17 protein-coding genes and 1 pseudogene are annotated in these 18,897 nt (G+C 65.2%); 13 read left to right on the forward strand and 5 right to left on the reverse strand.

Annotated elements, in window-relative coordinates:
* Positions 1-151 precede the first annotated feature (151 nt).
* Complete coding sequence (locus tag AB4Y82_RS02380; protein WP_441604261.1) at positions 152-2,995, reverse strand: S8 family serine peptidase; 2,844 nt, start codon at positions 2,993-2,995, stop codon at positions 152-154.
* A 225-nt stretch (positions 2,996-3,220) separates the two neighbouring features.
* Here AB4Y82_RS02380 and AB4Y82_RS02385 point away from each other — a divergent pair, with 225 nt between their 5' ends.
* The 3 genes and pseudogenes from AB4Y82_RS02385 to AB4Y82_RS02395 all read left to right on the forward strand — a co-directional run bounded on the left by AB4Y82_RS02385 (position 3,221) and on the right by AB4Y82_RS02395 (position 6,613).
* Positions 3,221-4,405 (forward strand): acetyl-CoA C-acyltransferase, encoded by a 1,185-nt coding sequence (locus tag AB4Y82_RS02385; RefSeq protein WP_441604262.1) that lies wholly within the window; start codon positions 3,221-3,223, stop codon positions 4,403-4,405.
* 146 nt (positions 4,406-4,551) lie between these two features.
* Positions 4,552-4,812, forward strand: a pseudogene (locus AB4Y82_RS02390) (hypothetical protein); the annotation flags it as partial.
* A 193-nt stretch (positions 4,813-5,005) separates the two neighbouring features.
* Positions 5,006-6,613: a carboxyl transferase domain-containing protein gene (locus AB4Y82_RS02395; protein ID WP_441604263.1), complete on the forward strand. Its 1,608-nt coding sequence runs from the start codon at positions 5,006-5,008 to the stop codon at positions 6,611-6,613.
* Between the two features lie 60 nt (positions 6,614-6,673).
* Here the strand turns inward: AB4Y82_RS02395 and AB4Y82_RS02400 are convergent, their stop codons facing one another.
* Complete coding sequence (locus AB4Y82_RS02400) at positions 6,674-6,859, reverse strand: hypothetical protein (protein ID WP_441604264.1); 186 nt, start codon at positions 6,857-6,859, stop codon at positions 6,674-6,676.
* Between the two features lie 134 nt (positions 6,860-6,993).
* Between AB4Y82_RS02400 and AB4Y82_RS02405 the strand changes: the two genes are divergently transcribed.
* From AB4Y82_RS02405 to AB4Y82_RS02415, 3 genes are all read left to right on the forward strand, one after another.
* Complete coding sequence (locus AB4Y82_RS02405; RefSeq protein WP_441604265.1) at positions 6,994-7,341, forward strand: ArsR/SmtB family transcription factor; 348 nt, start codon at positions 6,994-6,996, stop codon at positions 7,339-7,341.
* 6 nt (positions 7,342-7,347) lie between these two features.
* Entirely contained in the window at positions 7,348-8,301 is a 954-nt protein-coding gene (locus tag AB4Y82_RS02410; protein WP_441604266.1) for an SRPBCC domain-containing protein, read from the forward strand.
* A gap of 137 nt (positions 8,302-8,438) precedes the next feature.
* Positions 8,439-9,347, forward strand: coding sequence for a tetratricopeptide repeat protein (locus AB4Y82_RS02415; protein WP_441604267.1), 909 nt, complete (start codon positions 8,439-8,441; stop codon positions 9,345-9,347).
* A gap of 4 nt (positions 9,348-9,351) precedes the next feature.
* On the opposite strand, the gene AB4Y82_RS02420 is transcribed toward AB4Y82_RS02415, so the two are convergent.
* The 3 genes from AB4Y82_RS02420 to AB4Y82_RS02430 are packed head-to-tail and all read right to left on the reverse strand — an operon-like array spanning position 9,352 to position 11,734.
* Positions 9,352-9,651: a DUF6587 family protein gene (locus AB4Y82_RS02420; protein WP_441604268.1), complete on the reverse strand. Its 300-nt coding sequence runs from the start codon at positions 9,649-9,651 to the stop codon at positions 9,352-9,354.
* On the reverse strand, positions 9,648-11,492 hold the full coding sequence (feoB, locus tag AB4Y82_RS02425) for a ferrous iron transporter B (RefSeq protein ID WP_441604269.1): 1,845 nt from the start codon (positions 11,490-11,492) through the stop codon (positions 9,648-9,650). Before feoB ends, AB4Y82_RS02420 begins: the two co-directional genes overlap by 4 nt.
* A complete protein-coding gene (locus AB4Y82_RS02430; RefSeq protein ID WP_441604270.1) occupies positions 11,489-11,734 on the reverse strand; it encodes a FeoA family protein in 246 nt (81 codons plus the stop codon). The genes feoB and AB4Y82_RS02430 overlap by 4 nt, the downstream gene beginning before the upstream one ends.
* A 266-nt stretch (positions 11,735-12,000) precedes the next feature.
* Between AB4Y82_RS02430 and AB4Y82_RS02435 the strand changes: the two genes are divergently transcribed.
* From AB4Y82_RS02435 to AB4Y82_RS02465, 7 genes are all read left to right on the forward strand, one after another.
* Positions 12,001-13,047, forward strand: a complete 1,047-nt coding sequence (locus AB4Y82_RS02435; RefSeq protein WP_441604271.1) for an MBL fold metallo-hydrolase — start codon at positions 12,001-12,003, stop codon at positions 13,045-13,047.
* Between the two features lie 74 nt (positions 13,048-13,121).
* Complete coding sequence (locus AB4Y82_RS02440) at positions 13,122-13,916, forward strand: enoyl-CoA hydratase-related protein (RefSeq protein WP_441604272.1); 795 nt, start codon at positions 13,122-13,124, stop codon at positions 13,914-13,916.
* A gap of 43 nt (positions 13,917-13,959) precedes the next feature.
* Entirely contained in the window at positions 13,960-14,352 is a 393-nt protein-coding gene (locus AB4Y82_RS02445; protein WP_441604273.1) for a VOC family protein, read from the forward strand.
* 36 nt (positions 14,353-14,388) lie between these two features.
* A complete protein-coding gene (locus AB4Y82_RS02450) occupies positions 14,389-14,907 on the forward strand; it encodes a cupin domain-containing protein (protein WP_441604274.1) in 519 nt (172 codons plus the stop codon).
* A gap of 172 nt (positions 14,908-15,079) precedes the next feature.
* Positions 15,080-17,068 (forward strand): ATP-binding protein, encoded by a 1,989-nt coding sequence (locus tag AB4Y82_RS02455; protein WP_441604275.1) that lies wholly within the window; start codon positions 15,080-15,082, stop codon positions 17,066-17,068.
* Positions 17,069-17,152: 84 nt separating this feature from the next.
* A complete protein-coding gene (locus tag AB4Y82_RS02460) occupies positions 17,153-17,863 on the forward strand; it encodes a hypothetical protein (protein WP_441604276.1) in 711 nt (236 codons plus the stop codon).
* Positions 17,864-17,900: 37 nt separating this feature from the next.
* On the forward strand, positions 17,901-18,797 hold the full coding sequence (locus AB4Y82_RS02465; RefSeq protein WP_441604277.1) for a hydroxymethylglutaryl-CoA lyase: 897 nt from the start codon (positions 17,901-17,903) through the stop codon (positions 18,795-18,797).
* Positions 18,798-18,897: the final 100 nt, after the last annotated feature.

Genomic DNA, 18,897 nt, shown 5'->3' on the forward strand with positions numbered 1-18,897 from the left:
TCCATGGCGCGGCGGCCTGTTACCTGGACTCCGCCAGCACCTCCCTGACTAATCTTCGCACAACATGGTGCGAAAAATTCCTAGAGGTTCACAGGATGAAAAAGCCCGCATCGCAGCGATGCGGGCCGGTAGAACCGCGCCTCATTCGGGGTCAGAACGACAGGCGATAGGCCAGCGTGTCCATCCTGCCGTGCTCATGCTCGGCGACGTACTGATCCATTCCCAGCGACAGGCGGGAGCGATGCGAGATCGCCCAGTCCACACTCAGCCCGGCCTCGCCGCCATAGCGGGACAGGCCGATGCCACCGACCGGCGCCCATTGATTGAGCACTGCAAAACTCGCATCAAGCACATCGCCGCGCATGCTGAAGGCGCGCTGCCAAAGCATGTGCGCCTGCACGCTCAAGCTGCCGCCGCCCGGCAACGACCAGTCGCGGCCCGCGCGCAGGCCGGCGCCTGCCTGCCAGCGCTCGATCGTCTGCGACGCGGCTTTCAATCCGAAGCCGGCACCGCCGAGTTCGTCGAAACCATCGGTGCGGATATTGGCGTATTGCAGATTGGCATATGGCGTTATGCGCACACCGCCCCACTGCATCCGGTAGCCGCTTTCGCCATAGGCAATGTCGTAGGTACCGTTGGTATCGCTGGCGACACTTTCCACATCGCTGCCCAGCTCGAGATGGCGACGCATGTCCTCGCGATACGAGCCCATGCCCAGCCGTCCCATCGCATACCACTGGTTCTGTACGAAACCACCGTAAAGCATGCCTTCCACCGCGCGGCTGCGGCCCTGGTCGGCGAATTCGTCGAGGCGTCCCAGATCCTGGCTTTGGCTCACCGCAAAACCCATGACCCCATTGCTGCCCACGCGGCGATCCTGGCCGGCCATCCAGCCGTTAAGGTCATAGCCCACGCTGTTGTAGCCACTGCGATTCATGCTGCCGTAGCTACCCAGCGTCTGCGTCCAGCCGCCGGCGGTATAGACCTCGCCCAGCTGGTCGAAGCGTTGCGATAGCGCACGCGTCCCTGCATCCATCGCATCGAAAGTCATCGCTGCGCTCGCCGCGTGCAGCTGGCCCGACAGTGAATTCAACGACTGCTGCAAGGCAGCGGTCGTTGCGGTTTGCTGCAGGCTTGCTGCGCCATTGATGAACGAGGTCGGCAGCGGATTGCCGGTGACGGTGGTGCCCGAGCTCACCTGCGTGTTGATCTGATTGAACGCGCCATCGATGCGCTGCGCGGCGCCAAACGAGGCCGGCGTATACGTCATGCCCGTCACCGCCGAGGCTTGCACCTGGGCCACGTTCAACCACGCGTCCGTGCTGTTGTAGTTGAGCGTGGCGCTGAGCAATACGCCGGTGGCCACGTCCAATGCGGAGAACGTGCCGGAGATGCCGGCCCTGGCCGTCAGCACGTCCGTATGCGCATTGGCCTGATAGCCCGAATTGATGCCCGTGACGTAAAGATCGCCACCGCTCAGCGTGGCCGCGCCACCGACCCGCAACGCCGAGCCCAGCGATACCGCCAGCCGACTGCCCGCCTGTTGCGCATAGTTGCCGGCCACGTTGACATCGGTACCGGCCACCGCCAGCACGCCGGCATTGGTGACTGATCCGGCTATCGATGGTGTACCGCTCAACACGCCTTGGGCGCCAATGCTCACGCTCGATGCCAACGATGCAGCCACCAGCATGCCGCCCTGCACCTGGGTCAAGCCGGTATAACTGGACGGCTGGGTCAGCGTCAGCGTGCCCGTGCCCTGCTTGATCAGGCCGCCGGCGCCGGAGATGGGATTGTTCCAGCTTGAGCTGCCGCTGAAGCTGACAGTGACGTCGCCCCAGTTGAATTGTTCCGGCCCATTGACCGCCTTGCCCACGTCGAGTTCGCCGTAGCCAAAGGTGGCGTTCGGCTGCGAGCCGCCCAAGGGATCGGCGGTACCGAGCAAGGTCTGGCGCACCAGATCGTTGTTGAAATAGGGGTAGGCCTGCCACACCAGGGCAGCCGCGCCGGAGACTTGCGGCGCCGCCAGCGAGGTGCCTTCGACAATCCAGTAGGTCTCGTTGGCCGTGCTGGTATCGCTCTTGCCGCTCACGATCACATCGCCGGGCGCGGCCAGGCAGTAGTTCATCGCGATGCCGCATCGGTTCGAATAGCTGTCCAATTGAGTGGGGCTGTTGCTGTTGATTGCCACCACGGTGAGCCAGCCCTTCGCCAGATCCGGCGCCAGGCTCGGCAGCGCCGCGATGCTGCTGGGATTGGCCTGCGAATCATTGCCCGCCGCAAACACCACCAGGCCGCCCCAGCTATTGATGAAGGTGTTGTACGCGTCGTGGAAACCCTGGGTGGTGGCGGTGTCGCTGGCGCTCCAGCTGATGCCGCCCCAGGAGTTGTTCATCACCCTGACGCCGTTGGCGATCAGATCGGCATTGACCTGGCCCAGCGGTATCGCATCGGACGAATTCACCGGCGCCGGTGGCGTGGAGCCATTATCGTCGGGCGCGCTGTCGTCGATGATGCGTGCCGACACGATGTTCGCGCCCGGGGCGATGCCGCCGACGAACTGGCCAAAGGGCTTGCCCGCCGCGATCTCGGCCACGTAAGTGCCGTGTCCGTTGACGTCATCGACCTTGAGGTTGTTGGTGGCGGGATTGACGTAGGTGAGTTCCTTGATCACGCGCCCCGCCAAAGCCGGGTGGGTGGAGGTCACGCCGGTATCGACCACGCCGATGGTGACGCCCGCCCCGGTGTAGCCGGCGGCGTGCGCAGCATTGGTGTTGGTGAGCGTCAATTGCGCATCGACCGGCGGTGGCGGCGCGGTGGAGGCCGGTGGCGGCGCCGGAGCCGGCGCGGGTGCCGGCGCGGGTGCCGGCGCGGGTGCCGGCGGCGAGGGTCTGGTGTTGCCACCACCGCCGCCTCCGCAGGCGCTCAGCCCCAGAGCCAGGCAGACCCATACCGCGCCACGACGGTACCGAAACCCCTGCATCACCGTATTCATAAGGCCCCCGCCCCACTGAATCACGTTCAAGATGACTGCCCTGCGCGCGTCTCCCTGGTATTGGCCACGCGCGCCTCCATATTTGCACAACGAAATCGCAACTAAATGCCTGCAAGATCCCGCTGGTATCGCAAAGAGGGCCGGTTTGCCCCGGTTACTGGCGGGCTGCGATAATTCTCGGATTAAACCGGGGCCTCGCCCCATCAAGTACTTGCGGAGATCCCCATGTCGGACGTCAGCGTTGTCATCGTCGGTGCCAAGCGCACTGCCATTGGCTCCTTCCTCGGCCAGTTCACCGGCGTACCCACCCCCACCCTGGGTGCCACCGCCATTCGTGCCGCGATCGAGCAGTCCGGTCTGGCCCCCGCCGATGTCAGCGAAGTCATCATGGGTTGCGTGCTGCCGGCCAACCTCGGCCAGGCCCCTGCCCGCCAGGCCTCCCTGGGCGCCGGCCTGCCGGTGGCCGTCGGTTGCACCACCATCAACAAGGTCTGCGGCTCGGGCATGAAGGCCCTGATGCTGGGCCATGACCTGATCAAGGCCGGTTCGGCCTCGGTGGTGGTCGCTGGCGGCATGGAGTCGATGACCAATGCACCGCATATGGTCAATGCGCGCACCGGCATCCGCTACGGCGATGGCACCCTGGTCGACCACATGGCGTGGGATGGCCTCACCAACCCGTACGACGGCAAGGCCATGGGTGTGTTCGGCGAGCTGTGCGCCGACAAGTACCACTTTACCCGCGAGGAGCAGGACACCTATTCGAAGGAGTCGGTGGACCGCGCCAAGGCCGCCCAGGCGAACGGCGCATTCGCCGGCGAAATCGTTCCGGTCACCGTCTCCAGCCGCAAGGGCGACATCACGGTCGACACCGATGAGCAGCCGGGCCGTTCGGACACCAGCAAGATCTCGTCGCTGAAGCCGGCGTTCCGCAAGGAGAATGGCACCATCACGGCTGCCAGCTCTTCGAGCATCTCCGATGGCGCCGCCGCACTGGTGCTGTTGTCAGCCGATGACGCAAAGACGCGTGGGCTCAAGCCGCTCGCTCGCATCGTCGCCCACGCGACCCATTCGCAGGAACCGGAGTGGTTCACCACCGCGCCGGTCGGCGCACTGCATAAGGTGTTGGAGAAGGCCGGCTGGAAGGCCAGCGACGTCGACTTGTTCGAAGTCAACGAAGCCTTCGCCGTGGTGGCCATGGCTGCGATGCGTGAGCTGGACATCGCGCGCGACAAGATCAACGTCAACGGCGGCGCCTGTGCATTGGGCCATCCGATCGGCGCCAGCGGTGCCCGCCTGGTGGTCACCCTGCTCAATGCTTTGAAGACCCGCGGCCTCAAGCGCGGCGTGGCGTCGCTGTGCATTGGTGGTGGCGAAGCCACGGCCGTTGCGGTGGAACTGCTCGACTAAGCCCTTGATTGGCGGTCCCACCGGTGGCCGCCGATGAAAGCGGGGTTAACCATTTTTGCCCGTTCACACAAAGATGTGGCGGATTTTCCGCGAAAGCGCTATTAATACGCCCGCCAAACGGCATTCCACGGCAAAGGAGATTCAACATGAAGTTCACGCGTACCCTTCTCGCCTCTGCGCTCGTCGCGCTGCTGGCGGCTTGCAGCAACGGCGCGCAGGATTCCGCGCAGGACGCTCAGAAGTCGGCTGACCAGGCTCAGCAGGCTGCTGACCAGGCTCAGAAGGCTGCTGCTGCTCCGGCAGAGGCTCCGGCCGCAGCTCCCGCTTCGACCGCTGCTGCTCCGGCCGAACAGCCTGCGCCGACCCCGGCTTCGACCGCTGCTGCTCCGGCTGCTGCTTCGACCGCTGGTCACTAAGTACACTCGTGTACTTCTAAAACCGGCCGCCTTGTGCGGCCGGTTTTTTTTTGCCCCATGCAAAGGCAGCGGCCAGTCTTTGTGCGTAAGTGAAAGTACGTGCCCCTTCTATGCTGCGACGCCGATTTAGCCCTCGGCCATGGGCCGCTATGATCGACGTTTCCCACCAAGGCAGCCTGAGCCCATGAGTGTCATTGCGTCGCAGATCGACCCCCGCGCCCCGGATTTCCAGGCGAGCAGCGCGCAGCTGAAGGGACTGGTGGACGACCTGCACCGTGAGCTGGCTCGCAGTGCGGAAGGCGGCGGCGAGAAGGCCCGCGCCAAGCACACGGCCCGCGGCAAGCTGCTGCCGCGCGAACGCATCCGCGCCCTGCTCGATCCGGGCTCGCCCTTCCTCGAGCTCTCGCCACTGGCCGCCCATGGCATGTACGACGATGCCGCGCCGGCAGCCGGCATCATCACCGGCATCGGCCGGGTCAACGGCCTGGAAGTGGTCGTGGTCGCCAACGACGCCACGGTCAAGGGCGGCACCTATTTCCCGATCACGGTGAAGAAACATCTGCGGGCGCAGGAAGTCGCGCTGGAAAACCGCCTGCCCTGCATCTACCTGGTCGACTCCGGCGGCGCCTTCCTGCCGCTGCAGGACGAGGTGTTTCCGGACAAGGAGCACTTCGGCCGCATTTTCTACAACCAGGCACGCATGTCGGGCCTGGGCATTCCGCAGATCGCCGTGGTGATGGGCTCGTGCACCGCCGGCGGCGCCTATGTGCCGGCCATGAGCGACGAGACCATCATCGTGCGCGAGCAGGGCACGATCTTCCTGGGTGGCCCGCCGCTGGTGAAGGCCGCCACCGGCGAAGTGGTCGATGCCGAGGCGTTGGGCGGCGCGGATGTCCATACGTCTATTTCGGGTGTCGCCGATCATTACGCCGAGAACGACGCGCACGCGCTCTCCATCGCGCGGGACATCGTCGCCAGCCTCAACCGCAAGAAAGACATGCCGCTGGCCCTGCGCGCGCCCTGCGAGCCGCTGCACGCCGCCGAGGAACTGTACGGAGTGATCCCGCAGGATAGCCGGCGCCCGTTCGATATCCGCGAGGTCATCGCACGCATCGTGGACGGCTCGGAGTTCCACGAGTTCAAGGCCCGCTACGGCAAGACCCTGGTATGCGGCTTTGCGCATATCCACGGCTATCCGGTAGGCATCATCGCCAACAACGGCATCCTGTTCTCCGAGTCGGCTCTCAAGGGCGCGCACTTCATCGAACTGTGCAACCAGCGCAACGTGCCGCTGGTATTCCTGCAGAACATCACCGGCTTCATGGTCGGCAAGAAATACGAGAACGCGGGCATCGCCAAGGACGGCGCCAAGATGGTGACCGCGGTGGCGTGCTCGCACGTGCCCAAGTTCACCGTGGTGATCGGTGGCAGCTTCGGTGCCGGCAATTACGCCATGTGCGGCCGCGCGTACGGCGCACGCTTCCTGTGGATGTGGCCAAACGCGCGCATCAGCGTGATGGGCGGCGAGCAGGCCGCCTCGGTGCTGGCGACGGTGCGCCGTGACGGCATCGAAGCGAGCGGCAAAAGCTGGAGCGCGGAGGAAGAAGAAGCGTTCAAGGCGCCGATCCGCGACCAGTACGAACGCCAGGGCCACCCCTACTACGCCAGCGCGCGCCTGTGGGATGACGGCATCATCGATCCAGCCGATACGCGCCGCGTGCTCGGCCTGGCGATCTCCGCCTCGCTCAATGCGCCGATCGAACCGCAGCGCTACGGCGTGTTCCGCATGTAAGCGTCAACGTTCGCCTGGCCACAAGGGCGGGCGAACGAGTTCAGGTCACGCTTGAGGCATTCAGCGCGGAACGCGCAACGAGGACTCGCGCAAGGCGGTCTCGTGATCCACTTCGTCGTGCCCGGCGATGTCCAAGGTGTCGACCACGTTGTGGCCGGCCGGATGGTGGACATGCGTCGGCGAAATGATCACATCGGAGAGATCGCCGTCGGGCACGGCCGTCTCGGTGTTGGGCGTGTGCTGCATGGGTGGCTCCTGAGTAACCGCGCGAGTTTAGCGATCTGTCGTCTCATCCGCACCGAGGGCACGCACAGGGCCTGGTCGGCCCACATTCAACCAAACGGTTGACATTCGACTGAGCGAGGCGGATATTCAACTCCATGGTTGAATATCCGATGCCCACCCTGGACACCGTCTTCCAGGCCCTCACCGACGGCACCCGCCGCGCCATGTTGCGCAGCCTGGCCGACGGCGACCGCAATATCGGCGAACTGGCCGCGCCGTTCGCGATGTCGCTGGCCGCAGCCTCCAAGCATGTGAAGGTGCTGGAGCGCGCGGGCCTGGTGCGCCGTCTGGTCAAGGGTCGCACCCATATCTGTCGTCTGGAACCGGGGCCGCTCGCTGCCGCCGATGAATGGCTGCGCTTCTACGAGCAGTTCTGGAACCGCAAACTCGATGCGCTCGAGGCCTTGCTCGAGGCCGAGGACAGCGCCCTGCCCAAAAGGTAATTGTCGATGAGCACGCTACGAACCCTGCGCATCTCCCGCCATTTCGACGCCAGCCCGGAACGCGTCTTCGATGCATGGCTCGATCCCGCCACCGCTGGCCGCTGGCTCTATTCCGCGCCAAACGGCGAGATGGTGAAAGTGGATATCGACGCGTGCGTCGGTGGCCATTTCAGTTTTATCGACAGGCGCGATGGCGAAGACGTCGAGCATGTCGGCGAGTATCTGGAAATCGATCGGCCGCGGCGGCTCGTCTTCACCTTTGCGGTGCCCAAGTATTCCGAGGCCACTACGAAGGTCAGCATCGACATCGTCCCGTCCGGATCCGGTTGCGAACTGCGCATGCTGCATGAAGGCGTGTTGCCGGAATGGGCCGATGCGACGCAGGAAGGCTGGGGTGGCATCCTCGCCAAGCTCGCACAAAAGCTGCAGCGCGATCCCCCGCGCCAGTTGCTTGCCGCAGACACGGCGCGTTTCGAACGCCTGCTGCCAGGACCGATCGAGCGTGTGTGGTCCTATCTCACCGAATCGGACAAGCGCGCGCAATGGCTGGGCAGTGGCGCGATGGAGCAACGCGTGGGCAGCGAATTCCAGCTGCGCTTCGATCACGCCCAACTGTCGCAGACGCCGCTGCCGCCGCCAGCCCGATTCGCATCGATCGCTGCCGGCAAGACCACCCATCACCGCGTCATCGCCTGCGAGCCGCCAACCCTACTGGCGATCTCCTGGGGCGATGCACAGGAGCCTTCGGAAGTCAGCTTCGAGCTCGCACCCGCAGGTGAACAGGTTCGCCTCACGGTGACGCACAGCAAACTCAAGGCCACCGATATCGCCGGCGTCAGCGGCGGCTGGCATACCCACCTCAATATCCTGGAGGATCGTCTGGACGGCCATTTGCCGCAGCCGTTCTGGCCGGTCTTCAGCCATCTGCTGGCGCGCTACGAACAACTCCCCCATCGCTGACGGGGTGGGCGATCGACAGGTTGCCGGCGCGCTTTCCTGCGATGCGCCCGCCGGCAACCATGCGATTGAATGGCGCCACGGTTGGGAGTAATTTCGACTCGCTGCTCCACCCCAGGCAGACGATGCGAGGTGTCGCCATGACCGTGCGAAATCACCTGTTGCAAGCGCCGTTCTCCGCCATCCTGCTGGCCGGGTTGTGGCTCTCCCCTGCCCTGCATGCCACGGACACTGCGCTGCCCACTATCCCCATCGACACGAAGGCGCCGCCGCCGAAAGTGGTGAGCTACAGGGCCACGCCGGACGTCCCCACCAGCCGCACCGATCCGTTCAATCGACCGGAAGACGACGGCCGTCCTGGCGAATACTTTTTCTATCTTGGCGCGCTGGCCAACCAGAAGCACGACTACGAGCACGCCATCGCGATGTACAAGGTGTCGGCCTCGTGGGCGTACAAGCCGGCCGAATACAACCTGGGCGTGATGTATCTCAACGGCCACGGCTCGCCGGTCGACCTGCCGCGTGCCATGGCCTGGTTCGCACTGGCCGCCGAGCGCAACGAAACGCAGTACGTCTACGCCAAGCAATTGCTCTACGCGAATATGACGCCGGAGCAGTTCGAACAGGCCAATGTGATATGGCGCGAACTGTTGCCGACTTATGGCGACGCCACCGCACTGGTGCGGGCCAAGGCGCGCTGGCGTGAGGTGCTGATGTCGGCGACCGGCTCGCGCGTGGGCTCGGCAGCGCCACACCTGGTCGTGGGTGGCACCACCGGCAGAAACAGCCACGAGTCGCCGATCAGCTATGACGTTGGCAACGGTGGCATGCAAGCCTTCACCGCCGGTGAAGTCACCGGCGTGCATCAGACGGATGGCGTCATCGCCTATGAACAGTTGCGCGCCAGCGATGACCCGTACGATCCGAAGTTCGCCTCTTACCTGCTCTCGGGCACGGTGACGGTGGGCATTCTTACGCCGGTCAAGTCGGACGACCCGGCAACGCACAAGATCAATCCGCCGATGGAACTGCCGGGGAACCGTCAGTAAGTTGCTACTTGCCGCGCGGACGGAAATGAAGAGGCTGCACGTCGCGCGCGGCAGCCGGCGGCTTGGGACCGCAAGAGCCACAGGTATCGCAACCATCGCTGCAATTGCCGCTGGCCTGCTTGGGCTGCAGGCGGTGTGCCAGCGCACGCTGCCATGCCGCGCTGCCCTGCCGGTCAAGACGCAGCGCCAGCGATGCCAGCCAGCGGCTGGTCAACTTCGGCGCCAGTTTACGTAGCGTGATCCATGCGCTGATCAGCACGATCGCGCCGATGATCACGTATTGCACGAGCAACCCAGTACTCATGTCAGCCAGCTTGTGATCTGGTAAGTGAGGAACGAGGCGACATACGCCACCACGAACATGTAGCCAAACGAGATGCCCACGTTGCGCCACGAGTTGGTCTCGCGGCGGATCACCGCCAGCGTGGACATGCACTGCGGCGCAAACGCGAACCACACCAGCAACGACAACGCGCTGGCCAGCGAGAAGTTGGCCGCCAGCGCCTGCGCCAGGCCGGCGCCATCGGCACCGTCGCCACCGACCGCATACACCGTGGCGAGCGCGGCCACGGCGGTTTCACGCGCGGCAAAAGCGGGAATCAACGACACGCTGATCTGCCAGTTGAAACCCAGCGGCGCAAAGATGAATTGCAGGCCGCGCCCCATGTAACCAGCGAAGCTGTAGTCGATCGCGGGACCGGTGGCGCCTGCCGGCGGCGACGGGAACGTGGACAGAAACCACATCAGCACGGTCAGGCCGAGGATGATGCCGGTGAGTCGCTTGAGGAAGATCGTGCCGCGCTCCCACAAGCCCAGTCCCACATCGCGCAGCTTGGGCAGCCGATACGACGGCAGCTCCATCAGCAAGGCGTGCTCACTGCGATCGCGGCGCAGCTTCTTCATCACCCAGCCCACCAGCATCGCGCCAAGAATGCCTGCCGCATACAACGCGAACAGCACCAGGCCCTGCAGGTTGAAGATGCCCAGCACGCGATGAGTGGGTATGAACGCACCGATCAACAGCGCATAGACGGGAAGACGCGCGGAACACGTCATCAACGGCGCGACGAGGATCGTCGACAGGCGATCGCGTGGGTCGGTGATGCTGCGCGTGCCCATGATGCCGGGAATGGCGCAGGCGAAGCTGGAAAGCAGCGGAATGAAGGAACGCCCGGTCAGCCCCACCGACACCATCAGGCGATCGAGCAGGAAGGCTGCGCGCGGCAGGTAGCCGGACTCCTCCAGCACCAGGATGAAGAAAAACAGCACCAGGATTTCCGGCAGGAAGCCGATCACCGTGCCGAGGCCGCCGAACACGCCGTCGACCAGCAGGCTCTGCAGCGGACCGGCCGGCATCCACGCGGTGGCGTGCTCGCCCAGCCAGCCGAAGCCGTCGCCGATCAGATCGGTCATCGGCTTGCCGGCGGCATACACCGCCTGGAACACCAGGAACATCACCAGGGCAAGAATGGCCAGGCCGAACACGGGATGCAGCGCCCAGCGGTCGAGCGCGTCGTCGATCTCCGCCGTGGCGCGCGGCATGGTCACGGTGGCTGTCATCAGCTCGCGCACCTGCACATGCAGATCGGCGCGGCTTTCGGCGTCATCGGACTGCGCGGGCGCGGCCTGCGGAATCTCACCGTCCACCTGGGCGATCAGCGCTCTTACGCCGTCGCGTTTCACCGCAACGGTTTCCACCACGGGAATGCCCAGGCGTCGCGCCAGTTCCGGCACGTCGATGACGATGCCGCGGCGACGCGCCGCATCCATCATGTTGAGCGCCAGCACCACGGGGCGACCGAGGCGCTTCACTTCGAGCACGAAGCGCAGGTGCAGACGCAGGTTGGTGGCATCGGCTACGCAGACGATCAGATCGGGAACGGCCTCGCCCGGATAATTGCCTTCCAGCACGTCGCGCGTGATCTGCTCATCGGGGCTGGTGGCGTCAAAGCTGTAGGTGCCGGGCAGGTCGAGCAGCTGCAGCACGCGGCCGGAAGGCGCCGTGAATCGGCCTTCCTTGCGTTCCACCGTGACGCCAGCGTAGTTGGCCACCTTCTGGCGACCGCCGGTGAGCTGGTTGAACAGTGCGGTCTTGCCGCAGTTGGGATTGCCGACCAGGGCGATACGCAGCGTGCCCGCACTCATCCAGCGTTCTCCGACTGGACCTGCACGCGCTCCGCCTCTTTGCGGCGCAACGCGAAGCGCGTCGAGCCGATCTGGATCAGCAAGGGATCTGCCCCCAGCGGGCCCTGCGCCACCACGCGGACCGGCTCGCCCGCCACGAAGCCCAGGTCGCGCAGGCGCTGCGCAATCGGGTCGGAAGCGTGAGCATCATCCACTCGGTCCACCACGGCAGTAGCCCCTTTCGGAAGATCGGACAGGCGCACTGGTCACCAACTTAAATAAGAATGGTTCGCATTGTACATGAGCCATCCGGGTACTGCAGCGCGGCCGGATGCCGCCTATAGGCCCGTTAAGCCGCAAGAACATGGGGCTGAACCGCCACCATCGAGGCCGCCTTGGAACTGGCAGCCACCGCCCCGATAGCAGTGAGGCAGGCCATCGCAAGCCACTGCGACGCCGCTACCCCATGGATACCGAGGTTCACATGGCTCTATTCGCCAGACACGCAAGCGGGTTACGTCTCGAACGCATGCAAGCTTCCTCGCAGTACGCCGGCGAAGCCTTTGCCAATACCTATCCGTCCAGCACACCGCGCGTGGCCGACGACAAGCCTTCGCTGGTCGATTTCATTTTCCACGGCGAAGGACGCACGCCACCCCGGCCACTGCCCTCGCTCGATCCGCGTGCCGCGTGGACGCGCCCGGTGGAAACCGGCCTGCGCAGCACCTGGCTTGGCCATTCCACCGTGCTGCTGGAAATCGACGGCGCGCGCGTGCTCACCGATCCGGTCTGGGGTGAGCGTGCCTCGCCGTTTTCATTCATGGGCCCAAAGCGCTTCCAGCCCGTGCCGGTGGCGATCGACAAGCTGCCGCCGCTGGATGCCGTGCTGATCTCGCACGATCACTACGACCATCTCGATTACCCGAGCATCCGCGCGCTGGCGAAGCTGGACGTGCCCTTCATCACCTCGCTGGGCGTGGGCGTGCACCTGGAAGCCTGGGGCGTGCCTGCCGAGCGCATCACCGAACTGGACTGGTGGGAAAGCACCACGCTGCCGTGCGGACTCACCCTCACTGCCGCGCCGTCGCACCACTTCTCTGGCCGCAGCCTGCACGATCGCAATGCCACGCTGTGGTCGTCCTTCGTGTTGCGCGGCGAACGCCATGCGGTGTTCTTCAGCGGCGACACGGGCCTGTCGCCGCATTTCAGCGAGATCGGCGAACGACTCGGGCCGTTCGACCTGGTGATGATCGAAGTGGGCGCGTTTCACCCGTCGTGGGGCAGCGTGCACCTGGGCCCCGACAATGCCATCAGCGCGTGGCGCCAGTTGGGCAGCGGCCGCTTTCTGCCGGTGCACTGGGGCACCTTCAACCTGGCCATGCATCCATGGGCCGAGCCGGCCGAGGTCTTGCTGGCCCGGGTCCCGGAGGGCCTGGTGATGCCCCGCCTGGGCGAGGCGATCGAACCTGCGCAGTTTGAAACGGTGCAACCGTGGTGGCGCGAACTGAGCGCCGAACACTCCAAGGGATGCGCACGGCAAGCCGCCGAATTCCTGGTGCTGCCGGCCAAGGACTAAGCCCCGCATCCCCGGCCCACGAGATGGTCGGGGATGGTTCGGTTTACGATGGCGCTCCCCAGCAGGAGCTTTCCATGGCCAGCAGCATCCAGATCGCCGATCACGGCAGCGTGCGCCGCATCGCACTGAATCGCCCGCAGGTGCACAACGCCTTTGACGACGGCCTGATCGCGGAGCTTACCGAGGCGCTGCAGCAAGCCGGCGCGGACAGCGCGGTACGTGCCGTGGTGCTCACCGGCGAAGGCGCCAGCTTTTCCGCCGGCGCGGATCTCAACTGGATGCGCGGGATGGCCGGCGCGAGCGAAGCGGAGAATCGCGAGGATTCGCTGCGCCTCGCGACCCTCATGCGCACATTGCAATACCTGCCCAAGCCCACCATCGCCCGCGTCAACGGCGCGGCGTATGGCGGCGGCGTGGGCCTGGTGGCGTGCTGCGATATCGCCATCGGCGTGGACAGCGCGCGCTTCGGCCTTACCGAAGTGAAACTCGGCCTGGTGCCGGCAGTGATTTCGCCGTATGTCATTCACGCCATCGGCTTGCGACAGGCGCGTCGCCTGTTTGTCACGGGCGAGTTGTTTGATGCCGCCACGGCGCTGCAGATCGGCCTGCTTCATCAGTGCGTGCCTACCGATCAACTGGATAGCGCGGTGGACGCTGCGGTTGCGTTGCTTTCAAAGGCCGGACCGGTGGCGCAGGCGCAAGCCAAGCAGCTGGCGTTGCGCATGGCCGGCGCCGATGCGGCGCAAGCGGAAACCACCGATCGCGAAAACGCTGCGCTGATCGCGCGCCTGCGTGTATCGGCAGAAGGTCAGGAAGGGTTGGGCGCGTTCCTGGCCAAACGTGCTGCTGCATGGTGTGCGGCAGACTGATACGTCACCCCCGTTGACCGATTCTTTCGTCAGGAGCGACACGATGATCGACCATGTCGGATTGCAGGTTTCCGGTTACGAACGCAGCCGCGAGTTCTACCGCAAGGTGCTCGCCACGCTGGGCGGCGACTTGGTGATGGAGGTAACCGAGGAGCAGACGGGCGACGGTTCGCACGCCGGATTCGGCATCGCCGGGCGCCCGACGTTCTGGATTGGCACCTCGCAGACCGCCCACGCCAGCGGCGCCGTGCACGTGGCATTCACGGCCCCCAACCGCGCTGCCGTGATGGCTTTTCATCGCACCGCCATGGAGGCGGGCGCCACCGACAACGGCGCGCCGGGCCTGCGTCCGCATTACCACGAGCACTACTACGGCGCCTTCGTGCTCGACCCCGATGGCCACAATATCGAAGCGGTCTGCCACCAGCCGGGCTGACGCCGCAGACAACGACCACTCCATGGAGACCACGCCATGACGCATCCGATCATCAATATCGCCGACGTCCAGCTGCAGCCGTTTCCGCCGGGCATGGGTCCCACCGGCGACACCGCCGAGCGTTTCGAAGCGCGCATGGGTCGCTTCGGTCCACAGATCGGCGCAAAAAAACTGGGCTATAACATCACCGCGGTGCCGCCCGGCAAGCGTGCGTTTCCGCTTCACTGTCATCGCGTCAACGAGGAAATGTTCTTCATCATCGAAGGCAGTGGCGAAGTGCGCTTCGGCGAGGAACGCTATCCGATCCGCGCGGGCGACGTCATCGCCTGCCCGCCCGGCGGCCCGGAGAAAGCGCATCAGATCATCAATACCGGCGCGACCGAGATGCGCTATCTCGCAGTGAGCACCAAGGAGTCGCCGGAGATTTGCGAATACCCCGATACCGGCAAGATCGGCATCCTGGCGGAATATCCGCCGGCGGCCGATGGCACGCCGCAGGGCTTTCGCATGGTGACGCGGGCCGATATGCAGGTGGGGTACTGGGACGGGGAGTAAACCCCTCAGTCCTGTGGGAGCGCACCCTGTGCGCGACGGGCGAACGGTGAGGCAGCCTTGTCGCGCACAGGGTGCGCTCCCACAGGGACGGAGGGGCCATGTTGCGCCGCGCATCGGCTCCAACGCGCCAATCTGTTAGTTTTGGCAGCTTCGCATCATCCCCGGAAGCCGCATGTTCGAGCGCGTACTCATTGCCAACCGTGGCGAGATCGCCTGCCGTGTCATCCGCACCTGCCGGCGCCTGGGGATCCACACCATTGCGGTGTATTCAGAGGCCGATGCCAATGCGCAGCATGTGCGCCTGGCCGATGAGGCCTGGCCGATCGGTGGCCCGCGCCCGACGGAATCGTATCTGCGCGGCGAGACCATTCTCGATGTGGCGCGCAAGAGCGGTGCGCAAGCCATCCACCCGGGTTACGGCTTTCTTTCCGAGAACACCGCCTTTGCACGCGCCTGCGCCGATGCCGGCATCGCCTTCATCGGTCCACGCCCCGAAAGCATCGACGCCATGGGGTCCAAGGCGGCCGCCAAGGCGCTGATGGAACAGCATCAGGTCCCCTTGGTGCCGGGCTATCACGGCGCGGATCAGTCCGCCGAAGTGCTCGCCGAGCAGGCGCGTCGCACCGGCTTCCCGTTGATGATCAAGGCCGCGGCCGGTGGCGGCGGCAAGGGCATGCGCATCGTGCGCAGCGAGGCGGAGTTCGTCGATGCCTTGGCGTCCGCGCAGCGCGAGGCGGCCAGTTCGTTCGGCGACACGCGCGTCATCCTCGAACGTTATGTGGAGCATCCACGCCATATCGAATTCCAGGTGTTCGGCGACACGCAAGGCAACGTCATCCATCTCAATGAGCGCGAATGCTCGGCGCAGCGGCGCTACCAGAAGGTGCTGGAGGAAACGCCCTCGCCCTTCCTCGACGACGCACGCCGCGCTGCCATGGGCGCTGCCGCTGTCGCCGCGGCGAAGGCGGTGAACTATGTCGGCGCGGGCACGGTGGAATTCATCGTCGCCCAGGACGGCGAGTTCTTCTTCATGGAGATGAATACGCGCCTGCAGGTCGAGCACCCCGTCACTGAGGAAACCCTGGGCCTGGACCTGGTGGAATGGCAGCTGCTCATCGCCGCCGGCCACCCCCTGCCGCTCGCGCAAGAGCAGATCAAGGCACATGGCCATGCCATCGAAGTGCGCCTGTATGCGGAGGATCCGGACCAGAACTTCCTCCCCGGCTCCGGCAAGCTGGTGAAGTTGCGTCTGCCTGCGCCGTCGCGCCACGTGCGTCTGGATGGCGGCGTGATTGAAGGCGACACGGTCACCATCTTCTACGACCCGATGATCGCCAAGCTCATCGTATGGGATGTCGATCGCGCGCAAGCCCTGCAGCGCTTGCGCGATGCGCTGATGGCGAGCGAAATCGTGGGGCCGAAATCCAATATCGCCTTCCTCGAACGACTCTCGCGCCACCCGGTGGTGGTCGAAGGACGCATCGACACCGGCTATCTCGACCGTCATCTGGACCAGTTCCTCGCGGGCGATGTGGCACCGGCGGCATCCGTGCTGTTTGCCGCGGCCGTGGCTGCACTGATGCACGAAGAGACCAGTGTGACCTCCAACGCCAGCGATCCGCATTCGCCCTGGTCGCGCGCTGACGCGTGGCGTGTGGGGCATGCCGGCAAGCGCATCGTGGCCTTGTCGCTGCATGGCCAGCGCCATGAAGTGGAAGCCCATGGCCATGACGGCAACTATCAGCTGCGCTATGCCGACGCATCCTGCGACGTGCAAGGCGCTCGCCTTGGTGCGGACGCATTGAGCGCACGTTTCGACGGTGAGGCCATGCGCGTACCGGTACGCGCGGACGCCTCCCGCGTGACCGTGCACGACACGCAAGGCTATCGCTATGCGTTCGAGCGCGCGCCCGCCTTCGCCTGGGAATCGAAGGAAGCCGCCGGCGGCAACCAGATCACCGCACCGATGCCAGGCCGTATCGTGCTGGTGAAGGCCAATGCGGGCGATACCGTCGAAGAAGGCCAGGAATTGCTGGTGATGGAGGCGATGAAGATGGAGCTTGCCTTGAAGGCGCCGCGCAGTGGCAGCATCGCCAGCGTGCACGCGACCCAGGGCGACTTCGTCGAAGCGGATACGGTGTTGCTGCGCTTCGCCGACTGAAAGCGCGGATTGACGCCGCGTCGACAACACAATCTCGACGCTTGCCCCATCGCCCGGGTCCTTGCCCGGGGCTGGGGAGAATCCATGCTCGCGCATTTTCGTGGCTTGCGGTCGACGATATTGCTCGCCCTGATCGCCCTCCATCTCCTGTCTGCCTGTGGCAAACACGAGAGTGAAGCTGCATCGACTGCCGATAACGGACAGGCGGACGCAGCAAGGCAGGCGCAGGAAGAGGCCGCCTCTACGGCCAAATGCGCGGACAACCCCCTTGCCCAGGCCCTGCCTCCCAAGGACGACATCGGCGGCCTGCCGTTTCGATCATGGGATTGCACGCCTGCCAGCATTCGCGCGGTTTACGGCAAGAACGATGGCAAGCACGTCGAAATCTCCGTCAGCGACACGCGCCCGGTCGACAGCAGCGCCACAGCAGGCACAGAGGACGTCAACCGGCGCACGCGCGACATGCAACGCTCGGTGACGCGGCAAGCCATCGAGATGCTGACCATCATGACCGATCCGATGCAGACCAATGCCGAATCGTTTCGCTCCCTGGGCGGGCCCGATTACGCACCCGTGCTGGTGCATAACTCAACGCCCGATTCCTTCGTCATCCACGTCACGGCACAGTCGGAAATCGGTCCGGCCCAAGCCGTCGCGCTGTTCAACGATCGCTACGTGGTCACCTTGCAGTCCACCGACCACGGCAGCGCGCTGACCGGTCTGACCACGCCGCAGGCGCAGGCGCTGTATCTGCCGTTCATCCAGCAATTCCACCCCGAGCGACTGCCACATTAATGCGCCGCCACGGGCCTGACGCGCTATGCTGCTCGGCATGAGCACGAACCATGTCCGCATTGTCGAAGTCGGCGCACGCGACGGCCTGCAGAACGAGAAAACCCTGCTGCCCGCCGACGTGAAGATCGCGTTGATCGATCGCCTTTCCAGCACCGGCCTGAAGACCATCGAAGCCACCAGTTTTGTCAGCCCCAAGTGGGTGCCGCAACTGGCTGACGCCGCCGAGGTGTTCCAGGGCATCCGCAAGGTCCCCGGCGTGAGCTATCCGGTGCTGGTGCCCAACGAGCAGGGCTACGAGCGCGCCCGCGCCGTGGGTGTCACCGAGATCGCGATCTTCACTGCCGCTTCCGAAGCGTTCAACCGCAAGAACATCAACGCCTCGATCGATGAATCGATCGAGCGTTTCCTGCCAGTGATGGCTCGCGCGAAGCAGGACGGCCTGAAAGTGCGCGGCTATGTCTCCACCGTGCTGGGCTGCCCGTATCAGGGCGATGTGCCGGTCAGCGAGGTGGTACGCGTGGCGCGTCGACTGCACGAGGTGGGCTGCTACGAAGTCTCGCTGGGCGACACCATCGGCGTCGGCACGCCGGCCAAGGCACGCGCCATGCTGAAGGCAGTGGCACAGGAGGTACCGATGTCGGCCCTCGCCGTGCATTTCCACGACACCTATGGGCAGGCGCTGGCCAATATCCTCGCCTGCCTGGAAGAAGGCGTGCGCGTGGTCGACAGCGCGGTATCGGGTACGGGCGGCTGTCCCTACGCCAAGGGAGCCACCGGCAACGTCGCCAGCGAGGACGTGGTCTACATGCTGCACGGCCTGGGCATGGAAACCGGCATCGATCTGGACATCCTGGTGGCCACCGGCGCCTGGCTGGCTGGCCAGCTGCACAAGGAAACCGCCAGCCGCGTGACGCGGGCGCGCACCGCGGCCTGATCCGTCGGCGCCTGCGCGGCGCCCTGCTTCATCCCGGCCCCGGCCCGTTTCGTCGCCCCAAGGGCCGGTTCCGTCGAAAACCACGCGCCAGCGCCAAAGC

Source organism: Dyella sp. 2YAF14 (genome assembly GCF_052114725.1).
GTDB lineage: Bacteria > Pseudomonadota > Gammaproteobacteria > Xanthomonadales > Rhodanobacteraceae > Dyella.